Origin of the sequence: Paraburkholderia sprentiae WSM5005 (assembly GCF_001865575.2) — a bacterium.
Lineage (GTDB): Bacteria > Pseudomonadota > Gammaproteobacteria > Burkholderiales > Burkholderiaceae > Paraburkholderia > Paraburkholderia sprentiae.
Genome location: NZ_CP017562.2, coordinates 716,216 through 737,269 on the forward strand (window position 1 = coordinate 716,216; position 21,054 = coordinate 737,269).

Consider the following 21,054-nt stretch of genomic DNA (forward strand, 5'->3'; position numbering starts at 1 on the left):
ATCAAGCGCTTCTGAAAAACGCCAATCTGGACAAGCCACGTCATGCCGATCATCGAATCGAAACTGAACCCGCGCTCGGATGACTTCCGCGCTAACGCGGCGGCGCTCGAAGCGCTCGTCGCCGATCTGCGCGCGAAGGTCGAGCAGCTCGCGCAGGGCGGCGGTCAGGCCGCCCGCGACAAGCACACGAGCCGCGGCAAACTGCTGCCGCGCGAGCGCATCGCGCAACTGCTCGATCCGGGCACACCGTTTCTCGAACTGTCGCAACTCGCCGCGTACGGCATGTACAACGACGACGCGCCGGGCGCCGGCGTGATCACCGGCATCGGCCGCATCGCGGGACAGGAGTGCGTGATCGTCTGCAACGACGCGACCGTGAAGGGCGGCACCTACTATCCGGTCACCGTGAAGAAGCACGTGCGCGCGCAGGAAATCGCCAGCGAAAACCGTTTGCCGTGCGTGTACCTCGTCGACTCCGGCGGCGCGAATCTACCGAATCAGGACGACGTGTTTCCCGATCGCGATCACTTCGGCCGGATCTTCTACAACCAGGCGAATCTGTCGGCCGCGGGTATTCCGCAGATCGCGGTGGTGATGGGCTCGTGCACCGCGGGCGGCGCATATGTGCCGGCAATGAGCGACGAGTCGATCATCGTCAGGAACCAGGGGACGATTTTTCTCGGCGGCCCGCCGCTCGTCAAAGCCGCGACCGGCGAAGTGGTCAGCGCCGAGGATCTCGGCGGCGGTGACGTGCATACGCGTCTGTCGGGCGTCGTCGATTATCTCGCGCAGAACGATGCGCATGCGCTCGGGATCGCGCGCAGCATCGTCGGCAATCTGAACCGCGTGAAGCCGGCGCCGCTCGCGTTACAGGAGCCGAAGCCACCGCGCTACGAGACCGCGAGCATCTACGGCGTGATTCCGGTCGACACGCGCAAGCCGTTCGATATCCGCGAGGTGATCGCGCGCATCGTCGACGATTCGGCCTTCGACGAATTCAAGGCGCGCTACGGCACCACGCTCGTGACCGGCTTCGCGCATATCTGGGGGCATCCGGTCGGTATCGTCGCGAACAACGGCATTCTGTTTTCGGAGTCGGCGCTCAAGGGTACGCACTTCATCGAGCTGTGCTGCCAGCGCAAGATCCCGCTCGTGTTCCTGCAGAACATCACGGGCTTCATGGTCGGGCGCAAGTACGAAAACGAAGGCATTGCGAGGAACGGCGCGAAGATGGTCACCGCGGTCGCGACCGCGAAGGTGCCCAAGTTCACGGTGATCATCGGCGGCTCGTTCGGCGCGGGCAACTATGGCATGTGCGGCCGCGCATATTCGCCGCGCTTCCTGTGGATGTGGCCGAACGCGCGCATCTCGGTGATGGGCGGCGAGCAGGCCGCGTCGGTGCTCGCCACCATCAAGCGCGACGGCATCGAAGCGAAGGGCGGCAGTTGGAGCGCGGAGGAAGAAGAGGCGTTCAAGCAGCCGATCCGCGAGCAATACGAGCATCAGGGCCATCCGTACTACGCGAGCGCGCGACTGTGGGACGACGGCGTGATCGACCCCGCGCAAACCCGCGACGTGCTCGGGCTCGGCCTGTCGGCGGCGATGAACGCGCCGATCGAAGACACGCGCTTCGGCGTGTTCAGAATGTGACGGCCCACGGCACCGCGATGCGACGACGCAAGGCGAAGGAGTGCTACGCATGCAATACGAAACGCTGAAGGTCGAGCTTGCCGGCCAGATCGCGACGGTCACGCTCGATCGTCCGGACGTTCGCAACGCGTTCAACGAAACGATGATCGCCGAGCTAACGGCAGCATTTACTGCGCTCGACGCGCGCGACGACGTGCGCGCGGTGGTGCTCGCCGCGAACGGCAAGGCGTTCTGCGCGGGCGCCGACCTGAACTGGATGAAAAAAATGGCCGGCTACTCGGACGACGAGAACCGCGCCGATGCGATGCGGCTCGCGGGCATGCTCTCGGCGGTGTATCGCTGCAACAAGCCGGTGATCGCGCGCGTGAACGGCGACGCATACGCGGGCGGCATGGGCCTGATTGCCGCGTGCGACGTCGTCGTCGCGGTCGACAGCGCGCATTTCTGCCTGTCCGAAGCGCGGCTCGGGCTGATTCCCGCGACGATCGCGCCGTATGTGATTCGCGCGCTCGGCGAGCAGGCGTCGCGGCGCTACTTCGTCACCGCCGAGGCGTTCGACTGCGCGACCGCCTCGCGGCTGGGATTGGTCAGCGAAGCGGTGAGCGCCGAGCGGCTCGATGCGACGGTCGCGCAGCTCGCGCAGACGCTGTGCGCGAACGGCCCGCAAGCGGTGCGCGCCTGCAAGCGGCTCGTGCAGGACATCGCGGGTCGCGAGCTCAGCGACGCGCTGATCGAGGACACGGCCGTACGAATTGCGAAAACGCGGGCCGGCGCCGAAGGCCGCGAAGGGGTCGCGTCGTTCCTCGAAAAACGCCCGCCGGGCTGGCGCCACTGAGATGCGCCGCTAACAACCCTCGCCTCGCACCGCCTTTTTCATCGAGACACTCATGTTCAACAAGATCCTGATCGCCAACCGGGGTGAGATCGCGTGCCGCGTCGCGGCGACCTGCAAGCGGCTCGGCATCGCGAGCGTCGCCGTCTATTCCGACGCCGACGCCAACGCGAAACACGTCGCCGCCTGCGACGAAGCGGTGCATATCGGCGGCTCGACGGCGGCGCAAAGCTATCTGCGCATCGAGCGCATCATCGACGCCGCGCGCGCGAGCGGCGCGCAGGCCGTGCATCCGGGCTACGGCTTTCTTTCGGAAAACGAAGACTTCGCGCACGCGTGCGAGGCAGCCGGCATCGCTTTTATCGGACCGCCGGTGGAAGCGATTGCCGCGATGGGCTCGAAGGCCGCCGCGAAAGCGCTGATGCACGCGGCCGCGGTGCCGCTCGTGCCCGGCTATCACGGCGACGACCAGGACCCGCAGCTGTTGCAGCGCGAGGCGGACACGATCGGTTATCCGGTGCTGCTGAAGGCGAGCGCGGGCGGTGGCGGCAAGGGCATGCGGGTGGTCGAGCGCAGTGCCGACTTCGCGGCCGCGCTGCTGTCGTGCAAGCGTGAGGCGGCGAGCAGCTTCGGCAACGATCGCGTGCTGATCGAGAAGTATCTGACACGGCCGCGTCACGTCGAAGTCCAGGTGTTCGCCGATCGGCACGGCGGCGCGGTCTATCTGTTCGATCGCGACTGCTCGGTGCAGCGGCGTCATCAGAAAGTGCTGGAGGAAGCGCCGGCGCCGGGGCTTTCGGCCGAAGTCAAGCGCGCGATGGGCGAAGCGGCCGTGGCGGCGGCGCGCGCCGTCAACTACGTCGGCGCGGGTACGGTCGAGTTCATCATGACGCCGGCCCGCGAGTTCTATTTCATGGAGATGAACACGCGGCTGCAGGTCGAGCATCCGGTCACCGAGATGGTGACGGGGCAGGACCTCGTCGAATGGCAGCTGCGCGTTGCCGCGGGCGAGGCGCTGCCGCTCACGCAGCAGCAGTTGAAGCTCGACGGCCATGCGATCGAGGCGCGCATTTACGCCGAGCATCCGGCGCGCGGCTTTTTGCCGTCCACGGGCACGCTCAAGCATCTGCGCATGCCGGACGGTGTCGAGTTCGCGATCGACGCGGCCGGTCTCGGCGAGCCGGGCCGCAAGGCGCCGGTGCGGATCGACAGCGGCGTGCGCGAGGGCGACACGATCACGCCGTTCTACGATCCGATGATCGCGAAGCTGATCGTGCACGGCGCGACGCGCGACGAGGCGTTGGCGCGCCTCGCGCGTGCGCTGCATGCCTGCGAGGTCGTCGGTCCGCATACGAACGTGGAGTTTCTGCGGCGCATCGTCGCGAGCGAACCGTTCGCGAGCGGCGATCTCGATACGGGTTTGATCGAACGTCATCGCGACGCGCTGTTCGCGCCGGCAAAGAAGCCGTTCAAGGAAGCGCTCGCGCTCGCGTGCGCCGCATTGCTGACACGCGAGGGCGGCACCGCGCACGGCGCGTCGCCGTGGGATGCGCTGTCGCACTGGCGGCTCAATAGCGGTTACACGCAAACGCTCGGCTGGCGCGTGATCGACGACGCCGCCAACGACGATAGCGACGACGCTTTCACGGTCGTGTTCGCGCGCAACGGGGGAACACGGGCCTTCGTGCAAACACTCGAACACGACGGCGTGCGCGAGGATTTCACATGGTCGCTCGGCGCGGGCGCGCACGAATTCCGCGCGACGATCGGCGATGCGCGCGTGACGGGGCGCGTGTTCGTCGACGGCGACAGGTTCCACGTGTTCTGCCTGGGCGAGACGCTTGCCTTCGAATGGCAGAACCTGCTCGCGCATGCCGCGGATGCCGAGCATGGCGAGGGCCGTCTGACCGCGCCGATGCCGGGCAAGGTGATCGCGGTGCTGGTCGAGCCGGGCGCGGTGGTCGAGAAAGGCGCGCCGCTGATCGTGATGGAAGCGATGAAAATGGAGCATACGATCGGCGCACCGGCGGCCGGCACGGTCGCCGAGGTGCTGTATGCGGTCGGTGACCAGGTCTCCGACGGCGCGCAGCTGCTGGTGCTGGACGTGCAGCAGGCGGGGGAATAAGCGCCGGAATCGATCAGCCGAGGCGCGCGTAGCCAGCCGCGCGCGCCTCGCTTTCGAGCTCGCCGATGCGCGCGTAGTCGGTCAGCGGCAGCGTCGAAAAGCCCGTCAAACGCAGGCGTTTTGCGCGCGCGGGGCGGCTCGTCAGCGTCTCGTTCAGCGCGTTGCGCAACGCGGCGATGGTGGCGGGCGGCACATTGGCCGAGGCGATCAGCGGCAAGCCCGGCGAGGCGGCGGTCGTGCCGATCGCGCGCACGCGCCGCGCCAGTTCCGGCAGCACGTCGCAAACGAAGGCGAACGTCACGCAGTCGATCGCGGCGACGTCCGCGCGATTGTCGGCGACCGCGCGCAGCGAGCCCAGATGCGAGCCCGTGCGCAGCACCGCACCGAAGAACATGCCAGCGCGCGCGAGCGGCGCGACCGCGTGACGAAACGCGTTCATGCCGCTGTTCGAATCGTCCTGGTTATAGACGGCGCGCGCGCCGCGGCACGAGGCGAGCGAGTCGAAACGCGCGTCGGCGCGCGTGACCAGTACGCTCGAGTAATGCGCGCCGTCGCAGCCGGGCGCATCGAAGCAGGGTGTCGCGATCAATTGCACCTGCGCGTGCAGCCCCTGCATCAGCGGATAACCGCAGGTCTGCGAGATCAGCAGATTCGGGCGGCGCCAGAAGCCGTGCAGTTCCTCGTCCGGTTCGACGATGCGGCACGCGGGCTTGATCCGGCGCAGCACGTCGTCGAGCCACTCGCGCCATTCGAGGTCGAGCGCGGGTGTCACGTTGTACATCGGCAAGGCGGCGATCCAGCTCATGAGGGCGTTGCTCGCACGCCTAATGTCTGACCAATTTAAATTCGTCGAGACCGAGCCGCACCGGCTCGCTCGGCGTGAACTGCCACCGCTGCGCGGCTACGCTGAGGATCTCGTCCTGCGCATCCTCGAACGCAACCAGTAGGTCCTGCTTGCGACGGCTGACGGCGCCGCAGAACTCAATCAACGCGTCGGCGCTGACTTCAAAAACCTGCGCGCGATCGTCGCAGCACACGCGGAACGCGACCGTCGCGCATTCCGTCACGCAGGGCCGGAACCCTTCATCGACATAGACCGACATGGCGAACTCCTTCGGACGCCTGAATCGACAGGATGACAAACCGCGCCTGCCAGGTATGTGGGAGAACCGGCATTGACGGCAAATATGCCCGGCACCGCAACCGGCGCGACACGGCGGGCACTGCTCAGAAAACGCTTAAATCGGGCACGCCAATCCAGCGTCGAATTCGACGCGCGAACGGCTCGCGCCCGTCTCAAACTGTCTTTGGGATTTTCTCACCAAGCTCGTGCCAGAGGTATCGCTCCCGCGCTCCGTCGGTTCGCGTTCGCGATCCGGCTGCCGATCGGCGCAGGTATCCACTTTACGATTACCGCGCGTTTCTTGCAGAGGATGAATCCAGCGGAACAAGCGGGGCTGTGTGAGCGTCCGAGAAATTGAGCCGGCGGATCAGCGCGCCTAGTGTCGTCGCCTGAATCAGCAGGCTGAACACCACGACCAGATATGTGACGCCGATGAACGTTTCGCGCCCGTGAAACTCCGGCAGCGACAGCGCGAGCGCTATCGAAATTCCGCCGCGCAGCCCGCCCCACGTCAGCACGACAGCGGAATGCGGATTGAGACGCCGGAACTTCTGCAGCGCGAGCAACGGCACCGCGACGCTGACGCCGCGCGCGAGCAGCACGACGGGAATCGCGGCGAGCCCGAGCCACACGATCTCGACCCGCAGCGACAGCGCAATGATCTCGAGCCCGATCAGCCCGAACAGCACCAGATTGAGCAACTCGTCGAGCAGGTCCCAAAAGTTGAACAGATGCTCGCGCGTTTTCTCCGACATCGACGTCGACGCGCCGTGGTTGCCGATCACGAGCCCCATGATGACGACCGCGAGCGGCGCCGATACGTGCAGCGCTTCGGCGAGACTATAGCCGCCGGTCGCGAGCGCGAGTGTGATGAGGATCTCGACCGGATAGCTGTCGATGCCGCGCAGCAGCAGCGACGCGCCGAAGCCGAGTGCAGCACCGAGCACGAGCGCGCCGGCGACTTCGCGCAGCAGATCGAATGCAATCGCGCCCGCGGAAAACTCCTGCGCGCCGGTCGCGAGCCCGACTAGCGTGACGAACGCGACGACGGCCGTGCCGTCGTTGAACAGCGATTCGCCGGTGATCTTGGTTTCGAGGCTCTCGGGCGCCGCCGCGCGCTTGAGCACGCTCAGCACCGCGATCGGATCGGTCGGCGAGATCAGCGCGCCGAAAACGAGACACCACAGCAGGCTGACCGGATGGCCGAGCCAGTGTGCGGCGTAGTAAAACCCGAAGCCGACCACCGCGATGGAAATCAGTACGCCGATCGTCGCAAGCATCAGCACCGCGCGCCGCTGCGTGCGCATCTTCGACAGATCGACGTGCAGCGCGCCGGCGAACAGCAGCAGGCTGAGCAGGCCGTGAAACACGATGTCCGCAAAATCGATCTGCACGACGATCTTGCGCGCGGCGATCGCCATTGCCGGATAGTAGAAGCCGAGCGCCGAAATACCGACGCAGACGACGAGTCCCACCGCGGTGATGCCGAGGGTGTCGGGCAATCTGATGAACCGATAATTGACGATGCCGAACAGCGCGACGATGGCGAATAGCGCGCCGGTCATCTGGAATACGCTCATCGTGCATGCCCCCCAGCTTCGGGGCGGCGCGAACGCGTGATCACGGTGGCACCGAGGTAACTCGCGCAACGAGGGATAAAACAGACAGGCGGAGAGAGCCGCCGCGATGGCGACATCGAACCAGCGAGATATTTCACCAGCAATTCCTTATTCAAACTCATTCGATCTGACAAGCGATCTGCAATCTATAAAAACACGATCGTTGCCGCTGGCGATAGAGCGACGTACCGGTACGAACGCTTTGTTCAAACACGACAGTGCTCGGACTACTGGAGCACCGGGTGAGTTCCGGTCTTTATTTCGAGATATAGGTTTTCTATTTCGAGATATTCCGCACAGCTTGTTTCATCACGGATTATTCAATTGGATCTGAATAGACTTTTATGCGGACACTTCTGCATAATTGTTCTTGAAGGTTGACAATTTTTGACAAAAATGGGTCGAGAATAATGCAGCATAAATGTGTGGCGAAATGCTGTTGTGTCGCAACGGCAGAAGACGGAGAAGAGCATGAAGCAAATCTATCGTTATCGGGGTTTCGACATCGTGGTCAACGCATTGCGTGGCACTGATTCGGTCGCGCATGTCAGCGATCCCACGGCGCGGCGCGCGTATGCGGCGAGCGTCACGTTGAAGACACGGCTGATCGGCGGCGAGTGGTCGACTGCCTTTCGCGTGGGTCCGGTGCCCGTTGGTTCGTCGACGGATCTGAGCGAAGTGCTCGCGGCGGGATTCGCGGCCGCGACGCGGGTTGTCGATGACGTAGTGAGCGTGATGGGCGAAGGTGTCGCGCGCAAGGCGGCCTGACATATACACGGACGATTGGCGCCTCGATAGCAACAGAAATAACCGCGCGTAGCTGTCAGGTGCGTGTGAATTTGGGACGGGACGTGCTCGTCTCCTCAGCGTCCTGTCGTTTGAATCCCGCTCCCCCCTGTTTGTGTGCGGCTTTTTGCCTTTTCTGGAGATAGAGAAAATGAGGCTTGGCGCAAATGTCGCCTACGTGCGCGGATACCTCGGATGGATGCGAAACCGAGTTCACGTATCGTTTCGCGCCCGCCACGTTCGACCACAATAGCAGGAAGCGATGCTATGACAAACTTCGTTCGCCCGAAGTACGAAAGCAGCATTCGTCAGAATCGCTGTCGTGAATGGAACCTGTGCTGAGAATCAGCGCCGCCGTGTTGCAGACCGACGACCTGACGGGACTCTTGCCTGACGCGCTGTCGTCATTGCGCGCCCGGTATGCCGGTCCGCCGATGGATGCGCTTACTGTGGTGGTGAACCGGTGCTGTGATGGCGTCGAGGCGACGCCCGACGAACATCGGGCCGCTATGGAACGGGCGGATAAAGTCGGCAAGCGCAAAGAGGTGTTGCAACTGCTGGAGAAGATCGCAGCAGAACGGCGCAAGTGGCACCGCGAGGGAGTGCCCCAACGCGTCAATCGGTGGCATCAGGCATAACACTGAAAAGGCCCGAACGGAGCGGGCCTTTTCCCGTTTACGGGTACCAACCGAACGTCTAGTTCGCGGGCGGTTGTTCCTTTGGAGGCGATTCCGTATTGCACCGATGACCTCCCCTCGGAGGACAGGTTGGCGCAACGATGATTTCTATTGCGAGGTAGTCGTCGGAATTTCCCCTCGCGTAGCGCAACGATGAATCCGGATAGTGTCGCGGTCCCCGTCTGCCACTGGTCGATCAAACATTGGCACCCCCCGGATGGTTAGCACAAAGCTTTCGTACAGCCGCCGCTCGTGCGTCGTGTGTTGACGCTTCGCTCTTTAGCAACATCGAACGACACACAGGCTCATAACGCCCCCAGGCATCGGGAAATAACTCACGCACAGCGTCAATCTCTTTTTCCGAAATACCAAAGGGTAATTCGCCAGGTGTTTCGAAATAGTACCGACCGCACAAATGGAGTGCCCTGGTAAACTGCGTCCGCTGGAACTCATCTAGCGGACGCAGCCATTGCACTACCGTGCAGACACTACGCCACTCCGATCTCACCATTCCTCCCCACAATTGCCGTCGCAACCACGGCATCCTGCCCGCTTTCGCGCGACCGGTTAGCGCGGCTTCGTTTAGGTCAAGTGCGCGCCATTCACCGAAAATTGAAAGAATATTGCCCATCGTCTCGGGGAATATCTCGATCCAGAAGATGCGCTCCAGTGTTGCATCGTCATAACCCGACTCGGCGCAACTGCGCGCGACGAATGGTATCTCCCAACGCGTCTCGGTATCGAGAAACAGGTCACTCATTGCCGCCCAAACTGGTCGGCGACGTGCAAGATTTTCGGGGGTCACGATACGACACTCTGGCAAAATTTGACAATAAAGATTGGCTCGCAATGGTCTATTGCAAGCCGGCTATGAGATTTAATTGGCAATAATGCTCTTAAAGCTGGTTAGGGCCGAATCATACCAGTCCTGTATGTGCTCGCCGACCTGACCGCCCATAGCCGCGCCGATAGACACCGTGGCTGCTGCGCATACCGGCTCTGCGGGGCCACACAAGAACGAAACCGCACCACCAGCAATAGCGCCACCAATGAAACCTGCGGCAATGATATCGCCTTGTTTTGCCGCCTCCCTAATTTTATCTTTTGCATTAATAATTGCGCCAACTGCATAGATGGCAACTACGATTATGGCCGTAACGCCAAGACCTTTTTGTATTTTTGTTCCTTTGGTGACTTTTACGTTATCGCGACCAGCCGAAAGAATTGTTTCGAAATAAACCGTAGCTCGCTGATCGGCATTTAGAAACTTAAAGTCAACGCGATATTTCGCGTTTGCGTATTTATTAAGGTAATATTCAAACCCCCTTGATTTCATCTTTATAGCTTCCGCTCCCGCGATGCCAATGGCCGATGTATATTTACGATATTCAACGAATAATTGGTCTCGAACTTGGCTGCAATATTCAGCTGCCTCCTTTACGGACAAGTTTCCGTTTTCAACAGCCTGCCTAACCGAAGTGGAAATTCGCTTGATATGTGCCTTGTATTGCTGCCTTACAAATTCATCGGTAATAATGCCATGAGATACAAATAGCGCAGCCGCCTCAAAGGCATCTAATTGCGCTTTGAGAAAGTCCACACCTATTTCATGACTTTGCCTGGTTCGGAATTGCCCATCGACTACGACGCTTTTTTTATCTCCTTGAATTTCTGACATATTTACCCCGCAATTGATGCAAGAATTGATTCGGTTACTGAGCCGGAAGCCTCCGCGCTATCGTCTAATACCACCTCTACGCGTGCGCATGGGCTACCATTGTTGGCGCGCTCGAATCGCACCGTGTTGCTTGCGTTGAACGTTCCGTACTCTTTGGAGCCGTCCGCGAAGTGCGCGACACAGCGCATACCTTCGCAGTTTCCCTGCTCTCTTAGGGCGAAGCTGATCCAATGATTAACAAACGGCGCTAACGTGGCATGCTTGCTAGTTGTCCGCTTGTCATCCCGATCATGGATGATCCACCTACGGCCGTATATCGCGATGATCCGGGGAGGGTCGGCACACTTGCATAGAACGATATCCCCGCCCACGGCTTGACGTCGCCCGCCGTTCACGCGATCAATCAGGCGATGCCCATCGCCCAGGCCCGAACCGTATGTAATCAGCCCCGTGCTATCGCACTTGGCGCAATACGCGGTGTCTCCAATGAAGGCTAGGCGGCGGCGCTTGCCATCCTCGCCCATGATCGTGCCGCACTGCTTGTCGGAAAAAACACGGCTTCCTTTGCCGCTTGTCAGTGGATCGTCTTCGACCGCTGCATAATAAGTTTCAGTCATGCTTACCCTGCGATCGCTGAGAGTAGGGATTCGGTTACTGAGCCTGATCCGTTCGCGTTGTCGCCTGGTAATATCTCAAGGCGCGAACATGCACTGTCATTGTCAAAGCGCTCGAAGCGCACTGTATTATCTGCACTGAACGTGCCGTATACTTCTGAATCGTCATTGAAGTGCGCAACGCAGCGCAGACCCGCGCAATTTCCGCGCTCCCGTAGCGCAAAGGAAATCCAGTGACTGGCAACATCGTTCGTGCGTGCGGTGTTCGCCGTATCACTCGCCCTCGTACTGTCCGAGCCGGTGTTGAGATGAATGAACATTCCTGCATCTGCACCCGCGATTACCCGGTTCTTTCCGCAAGGACATAGCACGTTGTCACCGTGTACAACGGCATTCCTGTTATTTTCTGACACGCCGTCACCGGTGCCGATGATCTTGAACACGCCCTTGCAGTTGCCACACGTCGCTTCCTCACCATGCAAGGCAATATGTTTTCCGCCATCAAACATCGTGGACGAAAGCGCGATAACGAATCCTCTGGTGGTTGTCGGGTCGCCATGTCGAACCAGTGCAAGCCTCATAGTCATTTTCCCTGTTGAAAGTTTCTGGATTAATCAAAAATCGACAAAGTGCCAGTCACCCGATTCTGGGTCATAGATTGCGCACTGGTCCATAGAGGACTTGCCAAGTTCTTCCGCCGCAATGGTCGGCGGCATCCTGGCTATTGCCTCTTCAGCTGCATCGTGAATCTGCGCAGTTGACCAGCCATCCATTGCTTCGAGCGTTTCGGCGAAGTTTGACAAGCCTGCTTTCGCGAAGATGTCTTCAATTCGGTCGACGACGCGCCCGGTAAACCGGATGGAAAAGTGGTCCCATTGGTCACGCGAAATCTCAAACGAGTCACCGGTGTAGACCATGATGGGCTGCGCGTGCTTGCCGACGACAATCCGGCCGCGATCCGCAGCGAAAGCGTAGTTAACCGATACGTTCAGGCTTCCGTTCTGCTCAAGAAAATGACGCGTATCGACGCACCTGAAATCAATCGGCCAGAAGTGATCTTCGTCATCGTGCAGGTCCATTGAACCCAAGATCGCATCGAGCGGACTCAGATAGGTACAGATCATGCGCCGGTGGTCTGCGCGGTGGCAAAGCATCTGCATGTCACCGCAGTAGTGACTGCCGGGCGAGACGGATGGAGCATCAAGTGGCTTGTTCACCATCGCATACAGGCGAAGCGAAGAATGTAACTGGTAGGGACAGGCTTCATGTGTATCGGCAGACAAACGGACATCTCCTTGAAGTCAGGACGCGTCGGCAAAAGGAACCTAACGCCCTCCGGTCAATGCCGGACTGCGTAATCCCTTTTCCTGAATCAGTTCGCAAAACCGATAACTGACCATTTAAATTCGAGCCGGTCAACGAAATTAAATCGAGATAACCTAGAATTAACAATCATTAACAGATAGATGCACGATGCAATCGATTCACGATGCATGGTTCTCCATCGACGTCCATCAAAAAAAGGCGGCATTGAGCCGCCTTCTCCTAAGTGATCGGCGCCAGTTAGTGCTTTGTCCACGAAGCGTCCATAGCCGCCAGTTTCCCGTTCGCGCCGTGCGCAGCGTCAGCGAGAATCGCTGCCGCGTCCCCCGGTGTCAGTTGGCGGTTAGGAAGCCCCTTGGCGTCGAGCGCAAGCACCGTGAACAGTTCCTGATCGCAGCGGTTGGTCGAGTGATAGTTCTCGCCGATCTGGATCATCAGTTCCAGCAGGTTGCGGTGTTCGTGTCTTTCCTCGACAGTCACAGCAGGACTCCTGAATATCGAGGTCGCCAGTGTAATCAGATGTCGGAGTTGCTGCCCCTGCCGGTCGCAAAGATGGAAGGCGGCCAGCGCGAGCTGTTCATACCGGAGAGCGTCTACAGGGGGGCGGGATGGAGATTGCTGCTTTCTGGTGGGTTTGGTCATGCGCGGTCCCGGTTATCGTGAAGGATCGCCCGGACACATAGGGAGCTGGTGAGCGGGCACAGTGACAGGGTTGGCAGACCGGACTTGAAGACCAACGACCGGCAGGCGCGAGCGCCTCCCTGCCAAGGCCCGCCCATAGAAAACAGACGTGCAGAGGCAGAGGCATCGCCTGCGGGGCAGGCGTGCCGGTCTTCAAATTTTTCAGGCTGCCAAGCCCGATCCGTCGCTGTTTCAACGGCATTCCGATTATAAACAGATGCCGGACCATTGACGATTATTGGGATTGTGCGCTGTCGCGAAGGTTGACGGGACTTTCGCCGTGCCCGTATGACCTTCAATGCCGTTCACGGCGTTTGCGTTGCCTTCGATGTGAATCACGGTGCGGGCCGCGAGCATTGCGACCACGAGAACGAGCAGGATCAGTGCAAAGCGTCGCATGATGGGGTTCTCCCGCGCTACAGGTAGACCTCTACCGCGCTGCGGGCAGGATCAACTGTATTCACGCATGACCAGCAGCCCGTCGCTGCCACGGCCAGGGCCGTGAACGACCCGGAACTACCAAGTCCGCCCCGACCGCCTGCTCAACGACCAGAGCCATCACGGAAGGGCGTCGCCCCGTACGGACCAGGCGCCGCACATACCGCCAATGCCGAGCATGGATTTCCCGCCCGAGGTGTAGTTCGCCACCGTCGTGCTGACAACCGGCGGGGAACCCTATCCGCATAGCAAGGTGCAAAGAAAAAAGCCTCGAACGCGGGGAGCGATCGAGGCTGCTGAAGGACAGGCTCAATGCCTGTCTGGCAAGGTCGATCGGACCCGTGATCGACCACTGCCAATATAGCGAGTTATCCGCCGAATAATTGTGAACAAATGTCGCGTCGTATTGGCCAGTGAATGCGCCAATTAATCGGAATTGCGGCGCCGTAATGGCGCGCAGTGTGGCCCACGATTGAGTGGGCCGCCGACTTAATCCGCGCGACCGAGATAGCCCGGCAGTCCCAATGCGGCGTCGCTCTTTGCCAGCTTCAAGGCTTCCTCGAGCAAAGCTGTGAACTTTTCGTCGCTATCCGGTCGCGGCAACGTCGCGCGAAAGAAATCGGTCCAGCGAAATTCTTCTAGCGGGACGTTGGTTTTTTCATAGCCGCCGGCATCGCGGACCGCTGCCGCGAGACTTCGGTATTCGTCGTCTCTCAGTTCCCATACGTGCGCCGGCAATTCGGAAAACGGCCGGCGCAGGCCTTCAGGGTCGTACGGAAAGGTCCATCGTTGGTTTTCCATGCTGAGCCAGAACGACGCCCACGTGTACGAGGAAAGATCCCGCACCAGCACGACCGGGACCGAGCGCACGCCAACGTACCACAGCGCTGCGGCCACATGATGATGATCGATCGCGAACGGTATCGTGCCCGGTCCGCAGACGACCGGTATCGGCTTTTCGGCGATGGCCATCTCCAGGTCATGGGCGCTCAGTGACCTGTATTGGCGGACTTTTTCGCGGACCTCCCGAGCGCCGTGGCTCAATTGCGTGGGACGGAGTTTTTCGATTTGCCGCGTATCCATGTCGGTCTCCTTCTCTGGATGCGATGACGCGGCTTCCGCAACTTTCATGCCCCCGCGCGCGAGCACGGTTCAATGAAGAGGCGGCAAGCCTCTCCATGAGCGCTTTCACTGCACGCAGGTGAACGACGCCGCGCTATTCACATCGCCCGCGCCGTTATAGCTGGGCCACGCCGGATACTGGCAAAGCGGCCGCGTGCGTCCCGGCACGCCCTCCGTATCGGTGACCACCTGATGCACCGGCGGCGTGCCGTGCTCGACCCAGTTCTCCAGCGTCGTCAGCGAGTCCCACGACGCATTGAACTCGGTGCCGACCGCGTGCTGGAGCCCCGGAATCTCATAGAAGCGCGCGAACGACCCGACTGCGCCAAAGCCCATCGTCACCAGCATGCGCTGATAGTAAATCTCGGTTGCCCGCGTGCTGACGGTCTGATCGACGGTGCCGTGCGCCATCAGCAGTTTGCCGCCGCGCCGCCTGAAGGGTGTCAGGTCCGCGTTGGTCGCGTCGAGCCCCGACAGCATGCTGACGCGTCCCGACCATCGGCCGGCAAGCGCGGGGTCGTACCTGAGCGAGTCGGCGTTCGGGTTGTCCATCACCGTATAGCGGACGAAGTCGTCGGCGATCTGACCGTCGAACATCGCGGTGCTTTGCAGCGGATACGACGGCTGCGTCGTGCCGAGCGCGAGCGTCGTGACGATGCCTTCGAGCGGTGAACTGCTGCCCACGCCGAGATCGGCGCCATACACGTTATAGCCGGGATACAGCGTTTCGCCGCTGTCGAGCGGATACGCAAACACGAGCGGCGTGTTCATCGTATTCAGTGCCGCGATTTGCCGGTCCGACAGACACGTGTCGCCGCGCGCAATACCGCCGGCGCAACGCAAAGGCTTACCGTCGACGCGGGCCGTCGCCGGGTCGAACGTCGCATTGCACGCCTGCACATTGCCGATGAGCCCGTCGACGACGCCATCGAGCCCGTCGCAAGCCTGCATCACCGCTTTGAGCAGCAGCGCGCGCTGTGCGGTATCGGGGTACGCGCCGGGCGCCGCGAAGCCTTCGGTCACGCGCAATTGCTGAAGGCTCAGCGTCGTGAAGTCGTACGCGGGGTAGAACGCGATAATGCCGTCCCAGTCCTTCGGCCAGCGCTGCGCGACGGTCAGCGCCTCGCGCCCGCCGGTCGAGCCGCCCGCGAAATACGCCTCGTGCGGATGCGTGCCGTAATGCGCGTCGATGATCACCAGCGAGGCGTCATGCGTTTTCTTCAGCGCTGCGCCCATGAAGTTGTCGTAGGCTTCGGCGTTGACCGAGAACGCGCCGTTCACCCCACCGTTGGTCGCCTCGTGCCCGGAATCGCTCGCGAACACCGCGTACCCCCGCGACAACGGTCCCGGCAGATCGGTCGGCGCGCTCGGCACGTTGCCGGTGATCGCGGGAATCGAGCCGTCGAAACCACCGCCGCCGAGCATCAGGATCTTGCCGTTCCACTGGTCCGGTAATGCGACGTTGAACAGGATGTCAGGCGCGGACGGGTCGACCGGATGAATCGCGCCGGCCACGAGGCAGTATGGCCCGGTAGCCGTCGCGCCGCTGCCGCTCGCCGCCACCGGTGTCGTCGACGTGACGACGGCGCCTGTCGTCGGCAGGCCGATCGCGCGGGCAGGGATGGCCAAGCCATTCAGATTCGGGCAGTCGAGTTTCGACCGGCGTGGCGGTTCGTGCTTTGCGCATGCCTCGCCCTCGCATCGGCCCCTGTGCGAATCCGCGTACGCGGCGTGGCTCCACAGCGCGCATAGCGCCAGCACACAGCACGCCCCCACCCACGACGGCACGCGCCCGCGCGCGTGCCACAGTCCTCTGCTCGAGTTCATCGCCGTGTCTCCTTCCAATGAGGGCTGGAGACGGCATCGGACGTCGCGGCATCAGCCCTCTTTGCCGCAACGCACCCATGACCTTTTGATCTTCGTTGTTTTAGTCAACAGCGCGGCACCGCGTGTTCAACGCCATGAGCGCGTTGCGCGCCATACCGCCCGACACCGTATAACGGAACTTGTTGGTAGAAGTCTTTCATCGGCCTGTCGATGTGGTACCGGTCGGCCAAAATCAACCTATTCATCATAGACGCTCAGTCACGCAACACGCGCCGAATTGCCATCGCGGGCACGCCAGATCGTCGTACTCGCTCGACACTGCGAAGCCGCGTAGGATGGAATCGGGAATAGGCACCGCATCACCGCCGTCGTGCAGGTAAGACTGACGGCAAAGGGGTGTTCAAAGCTGATCGCGGCGGCGGTTGCCCGTCATACGGCAAGCCCGCGGATATCCAACGAGAAATCTCCGTCTGCCGGATGAGCGCCGCGTAACACGCACGATTCGACGTTTGTCAGTAGGCGCGGTAGCTGGCTGCTCCCGCTGCGGACAAGGGCACGGAGTTCTCGCAGTGGACCAGATTCTCCGCATTCATCGGCTTGGTCAAAAGGTACCCTTGCACGTAGTCGCATCCTGCGTCGCGCAGCGCATGCAGCTGTTGATTCGTTTCGACACCTTCAGCGGTCACTTTGATGCCGAGTTCGTGCGACATCTGAATGATGCCCCGGACGATCGATGCGGCCGCCGCGTCGCGGCCCAGTCTTGCCGTGAATGAACGGTCGATCTTGACGATGTCCGGCGAGAAATCGGCCAGATAACGCAGGCTCGAATACCCGGTTCCAAAATCGTCGATGGCGATGCGCACGCCAAGGCGCTTGAGCGCCATCAGCGTTGCTTGCGCGAGAGTAGGGTTTTGCATCAACGCGCTTTCGGTCAGTTCGATTTGCAGGCAGCGCGGCGGCACTCGGTGTTTTCGCAGCGCCTGGTCGACTATCGCGACAAGCGAGTCATCCCTGAGCTGGCACGCGGACACGTTCACCGACATCGACAGCTCTTTTTTGCCGGCGGCCTGCCAGACGGCCAGTTGAGCGAGCGCCGCGTCCATGACCCACGCCCCGACTTCGACGATGAACCCGCTTTCTTCCAGGATCGGGATGAAGCTGCCGGGACCCACTAGCCCTCGCGCGGGATGATTCCATCGAACCAGTGCTTCGACGCCTTTCACAGCCAAAGATGCCGGCTCATGAATGCCCTGGAAATGGAGGATGAATTGGTCGGACGCGAGCGCGGTTGGCAGATTGCGCTCCAGTTCGAAATCGCCGAGCACGTCGCTTGACGCTTCGTCGGCGAAGCGGAAGCCGTTGCGGCCGCCTTTTTTCGCCGCATACATCGCGATATCCGCGCTCGTCAGCAGCGCCTCGTGCTCGCAGCCATGCTCAGGAAAGATCGATATGCCGATCGACGCCGTCACGAATGGCGCGGCGAGGTCCTTGGCGTCGCTTGAAAACAGGTTGAGAAGAGACTGCGCCAACCTTGCCAACGAGGCCCTGTCGCTGTCGCCCCTGACGATGACCGCGAACTCGTCTCCGCCGAGGCGCGCGACGCAGGAATCGGGGCGAAGCGCTCCCTGAATGGCTTTGGCGACGTCCTGCAGCAGACGGTCAGCGGCCGTATGGCCCAAGGTATCGTTGAGGACCTTGAAGCGGTCGAGGTCGACGAACATGAGGCCGAAGGCGACGTTCTGCCTGCAAAGCGTCTTCATGTGGCGGATCAGCGCGCTGCGGTTAGCCAAGCCGGTCAGCCCATCGGTGTAGGCCAAATGGTCAAGCGCCGCGAGGCGTTCCTGTTCCAGCGTGACGTCCTCGCTGACACCGACGATGCGCACCACGTTTGCGGCGCCATCGCGCACGGGATAAGCCGTGCTTCTGATCCAGCGCAGGCAACCATCGGGGCGGCGGATGCGGTATTCGAAGCGACCCTCCGCCACTTCGGACGCGATGCGGTTCATTTCGGCGAGCACAGGCTCGCGGTCCTCGGGCACCACGAGATCGAGCCACGCTGAAGGCCTGTTGCTGAGCTCTTCAGGCGTAATGCCGAACACGCTCTCGACACCCGCGCTGACATGATGACAGCGTTCAAAATGCGAGCTATACGAATAGAACACGAGCCGGACATGCAATTCCATCTCGTGCATCAGCTCGTCGCGTTCGCGGAGTGTTTTCAACAGCTCCGATTGTTGCGTGACATCCTCTGACGCACACAGCAGCGCGTCCACCGCGCCGTTCTCTCCTCTCACCGGCGTGAGTGTGGAGTTCCACCATTTGGTGCGCCCCTTCGTCGTCGCGCAGCTTCCAGTGAAAGACGAACTGCTTCCAGACAGGGCGTCCGCCAACGCTTTCTCGGCCGCCGTGCGGTCCTCACCGGTCCAGAACTCGAGCCAGTCCGCGCCGGCGAGTTGCTCTGGTGACTCCGCCTCCATCAACACGGCGCCATGCTCCGACACGCGCAGCATTTTTCCGTCTTTCGAGAGCACTTTCAGGCAGTCGCGATTCGCATGCAGAAGCCCGCCTGCCAGTGCGATGGCGGCACTGTGCTGGGCGTGATCAAAGGCGAGTTTTCGACGAACCAGCGCAAGGCCGGCGACACCTGACACCATCGACAGCGCGAGACGAACGGTAATCGGCGCTTCGCTGACTGCCTGGTTCACGAGAGCGCCTATGCCAACGCCGGCAGACGTGGCAATCAGCAGACTCGTTACCGGTACGGCCCTGCGTTGACCGAACCGCGACAGGAAATAGGAAAGAAACTGCTGGTTGCGCGCTGACCAACCATTGGCGTGTGCGTCGCTATCGACCCGGGACTCGATCGGGTTGGTCTTCTTTGGCCGCCATGCCGCTTTGGATCTCACGCTGTTCTCCGACTGCCTGGTTAAGCGGCAGCCCGAACGCTAGTTGCCGCCCCATCTTGCATATTACGGTATGAATCCCTGAATCTTTAACGCATGGAGCGACGACGGAAGCGCGCAGCGCTACAGATGGGGTGTCGGAATGCGCGCCTATCAGCGTTCAGCCTTTGCGAGGCTTGACCTGCGCGAACTGACGAATGCTGTCCGCCAGAGCGGGTAGGCCGAAGTCGCGAGCGACGTAGTGAGCCACCTGCCGGGTGGCCAGATCGATAGTCACGTGATCGTCGGGTGCTTTGGTGTTGGGCCCGTCAACGGCGGAATGGTATTCGATACGCAACTGTCTGGCGTTGGCGATGAGCCGTAAATAGCCGAAGTTGCGGTCGTCGTAGTTTTCGAGGACGACGGCGTCCGTGTCTTTCGATGCTGCCTGCATCAGCTGCGGCGCGCGAAGGGGCGGCTGTCCGTTGGTGGTGAGTCGTTGCACCGCATGACCGCCGTTGCCACACACGATGTAAGGGATGTGGGTGCCATCCGAACGGGTTCGCGTAAAGCGCTGATAGTTGTGCGCGTGTCCCGCGAGGTCCGCATGCGGCCATATGCCGACCTCGTTGCAGACGGTATCGATCTGCTGTTGCATGTCGACGCTCCAGCCATGACGGCCGCGCGCCACATAGGGAGGATGATGATGCGCGAAAAGCAGGGCGCCTCGATAGTTCTCTTTCTTCACCCGTAATAACGCCGCTTTCAGGAACTTCAACTGGCTATTGCCGATGTGACGGTCTGCGATCACACCGGGATCCTCGAGCGTATTGCTGTACAACGCAATGATGCGCACGAACGGCGCCTCGAACGTAAAGAAAACGCCCGGCTGAATTTGTGCCGTGCGTGACAGATGGCCGGCATCAGGAGAGACCTGGAAGCAGTCGGAGCAGAAGTTCCTAAGAAACGCCTGCAGGCTTTTCTCGTGCTTCAACGGCGAAACCATGCCGTCGTGGTTGCCGGCGGCGGCGAGAATCGGCGCATGATAGTCCCGATACGGCTCATAGAACTGATCGTAGTAGTACTGCGCTTCGCCAAAGCTGTAGACGATGTCGCCCAGCAGAAAGTTGAATTGCGGCACCTCCGCGGGATCCGCTTCGTCGAAGTCGCTGACCATCTTGTCCGCTACTTCGTTCTGGGTAGACGGACCTTTGGTACTGCCGCAATCGCCGGTGGCGTGAAACACGATCTGTCCGCTCGCGGTGATGCCGTCGACCAGCGTCTGGTTGTTGTCGACCACCTCCGCGAACGTCAGCCGGGGCTCGGTGCCGCCGCGCGGCGCGGGAAACGGCAGCGCCTTCAGCTTGTGCTCGCGGTTCAGTTCGTCGATGACCTTGTAGGCGGCCGCATCCGATGCATGCCTGACCACGAAAGTTTGCGGATCCGGCGTGGGCTGCGGCTGCGAGAAAACGGGCGCGGCGAGAATCCTGCCGGTGTGGTTGCCGCGTGCGGCTGTCGAGTCGTCTGAACGCTTCTTCGGCATGTCCGATCCTCCTTGATCGTCGAACGAGTGCGGCCACGCGGTTGCCGGCACACCATCAGCAGGTGACGGCGCCGGCCCTAGCCGGATGCACCGTTCAGACGAACGCAACGCGAGGAAGTTCAGATCCGGTTGCC

Annotated in this window: 19 protein-coding genes; 5 read left to right on the forward strand and 14 right to left on the reverse strand. The window is 61.4% G+C overall.

What is annotated here, in order from left to right; genetic code table 11:
* Window positions 1-42 precede the first annotated feature (42 nt).
* From BJG93_RS20010 to BJG93_RS20020, 3 genes are read left to right on the forward strand one after another with little or no spacing between them, the layout of a single operon-like run.
* A complete protein-coding gene (locus BJG93_RS20010; protein WP_027196033.1) occupies window positions 43-1,650 on the forward strand; it encodes a carboxyl transferase domain-containing protein in 1,608 nt (535 codons plus the stop codon).
* Between the two features lie 49 nt (window positions 1,651-1,699).
* Complete coding sequence (locus BJG93_RS20015) at window positions 1,700-2,485, forward strand: enoyl-CoA hydratase/isomerase family protein (RefSeq protein ID WP_027196034.1); 786 nt, start codon at window positions 1,700-1,702, stop codon at window positions 2,483-2,485.
* A 52-nt stretch (window positions 2,486-2,537) separates the two neighbouring features.
* Complete coding sequence (locus BJG93_RS20020; RefSeq protein WP_027196035.1) at window positions 2,538-4,607, forward strand: acetyl/propionyl/methylcrotonyl-CoA carboxylase subunit alpha; 2,070 nt, start codon at window positions 2,538-2,540, stop codon at window positions 4,605-4,607.
* Between the two features lie 13 nt (window positions 4,608-4,620).
* Here BJG93_RS20020 and BJG93_RS20025 read toward each other — a convergent pair whose 3' ends face one another.
* The 3 genes from BJG93_RS20025 to BJG93_RS20035 all read right to left on the reverse strand — a co-directional run bounded on the left by BJG93_RS20025 (window position 4,621) and on the right by BJG93_RS20035 (window position 7,310).
* Window positions 4,621-5,412: a phosphate/phosphite/phosphonate ABC transporter substrate-binding protein gene (locus BJG93_RS20025; RefSeq protein ID WP_027196036.1), complete on the reverse strand. Its 792-nt coding sequence runs from the start codon at window positions 5,410-5,412 to the stop codon at window positions 4,621-4,623.
* A 19-nt stretch (window positions 5,413-5,431) separates the two neighbouring features.
* A complete protein-coding gene (locus BJG93_RS20030; RefSeq protein ID WP_027196037.1) occupies window positions 5,432-5,710 on the reverse strand; it encodes a DUF1488 family protein in 279 nt (92 codons plus the stop codon).
* A 307-nt stretch (window positions 5,711-6,017) separates the two neighbouring features.
* Window positions 6,018-7,310, reverse strand: coding sequence for a cation:proton antiporter (locus tag BJG93_RS20035; RefSeq protein ID WP_027196038.1), 1,293 nt, complete (start codon window positions 7,308-7,310; stop codon window positions 6,018-6,020).
* Between the two features lie 510 nt (window positions 7,311-7,820).
* Here BJG93_RS20035 and BJG93_RS20040 point away from each other — a divergent pair.
* Window positions 7,821-8,117: a hypothetical protein gene (locus BJG93_RS20040; RefSeq protein WP_027196039.1), complete on the forward strand. Its 297-nt coding sequence runs from the start codon at window positions 7,821-7,823 to the stop codon at window positions 8,115-8,117.
* Window positions 8,118-8,461: 344 nt separating this feature from the next.
* On the forward strand, window positions 8,462-8,773 hold the full coding sequence (locus BJG93_RS20045) for a hypothetical protein (RefSeq protein WP_027196040.1): 312 nt from the start codon (window positions 8,462-8,464) through the stop codon (window positions 8,771-8,773).
* A 235-nt stretch (window positions 8,774-9,008) separates the two neighbouring features.
* On the opposite strand, the gene BJG93_RS20050 is transcribed toward BJG93_RS20045, so the two are convergent.
* The 11 genes from BJG93_RS20050 to BJG93_RS20100 form a co-directional block, all read right to left on the reverse strand.
* The gene (locus BJG93_RS20050; RefSeq protein ID WP_154671758.1) at window positions 9,009-9,617 is read right to left on the reverse strand and encodes a DUF7079 family protein; all 609 of its coding nucleotides are present in this window, start codon (window positions 9,615-9,617) and stop codon (window positions 9,009-9,011) included.
* Between the two features lie 72 nt (window positions 9,618-9,689).
* Complete coding sequence (locus tag BJG93_RS20055; protein ID WP_051374287.1) at window positions 9,690-10,490, reverse strand: hypothetical protein; 801 nt, start codon at window positions 10,488-10,490, stop codon at window positions 9,690-9,692.
* A gap of 2 nt (window positions 10,491-10,492) precedes the next feature.
* Complete coding sequence (locus BJG93_RS20060) at window positions 10,493-11,107, reverse strand: PAAR domain-containing protein (protein WP_051374288.1); 615 nt, start codon at window positions 11,105-11,107, stop codon at window positions 10,493-10,495.
* A 2-nt stretch (window positions 11,108-11,109) separates the two neighbouring features.
* Window positions 11,110-11,685, reverse strand: a complete 576-nt coding sequence (locus BJG93_RS20065) for a PAAR domain-containing protein (protein ID WP_082194581.1) — start codon at window positions 11,683-11,685, stop codon at window positions 11,110-11,112.
* Between the two features lie 33 nt (window positions 11,686-11,718).
* The gene (locus BJG93_RS20070) at window positions 11,719-12,387 is read right to left on the reverse strand and encodes a hypothetical protein (protein ID WP_027196041.1); all 669 of its coding nucleotides are present in this window, start codon (window positions 12,385-12,387) and stop codon (window positions 11,719-11,721) included.
* A 280-nt stretch (window positions 12,388-12,667) separates the two neighbouring features.
* Window positions 12,668-13,069 carry a hypothetical protein gene (locus BJG93_RS20075; RefSeq protein ID WP_051374289.1) on the reverse strand — a complete coding sequence of 134 codons (402 nt, stop codon included), beginning with the start codon at window positions 13,067-13,069 and terminating at the stop codon, window positions 12,668-12,670.
* A 246-nt stretch (window positions 13,070-13,315) separates the two neighbouring features.
* Window positions 13,316-13,507 carry a hypothetical protein gene (locus BJG93_RS20080; protein ID WP_027196042.1) on the reverse strand — a complete coding sequence of 64 codons (192 nt, stop codon included), beginning with the start codon at window positions 13,505-13,507 and terminating at the stop codon, window positions 13,316-13,318.
* Between the two features lie 528 nt (window positions 13,508-14,035).
* Window positions 14,036-14,629 (reverse strand): ParB-like protein, encoded by a 594-nt coding sequence (locus tag BJG93_RS20085; protein ID WP_027196043.1) that lies wholly within the window; start codon window positions 14,627-14,629, stop codon window positions 14,036-14,038.
* Between the two features lie 105 nt (window positions 14,630-14,734).
* Window positions 14,735-16,495, reverse strand: a complete 1,761-nt coding sequence (locus BJG93_RS20090; RefSeq protein ID WP_051374290.1) for a tannase/feruloyl esterase family alpha/beta hydrolase — start codon at window positions 16,493-16,495, stop codon at window positions 14,735-14,737.
* A 512-nt stretch (window positions 16,496-17,007) separates the two neighbouring features.
* Window positions 17,008-19,401 carry a putative bifunctional diguanylate cyclase/phosphodiesterase gene (locus tag BJG93_RS20095; protein ID WP_027196044.1) on the reverse strand — a complete coding sequence of 798 codons (2,394 nt, stop codon included), beginning with the start codon at window positions 19,399-19,401 and terminating at the stop codon, window positions 17,008-17,010.
* Window positions 19,402-19,558: 157 nt separating this feature from the next.
* Complete coding sequence (locus BJG93_RS20100; RefSeq protein ID WP_027196045.1) at window positions 19,559-20,920, reverse strand: metallophosphoesterase family protein; 1,362 nt, start codon at window positions 20,918-20,920, stop codon at window positions 19,559-19,561.
* Window positions 20,921-21,054: the final 134 nt, after the last annotated feature.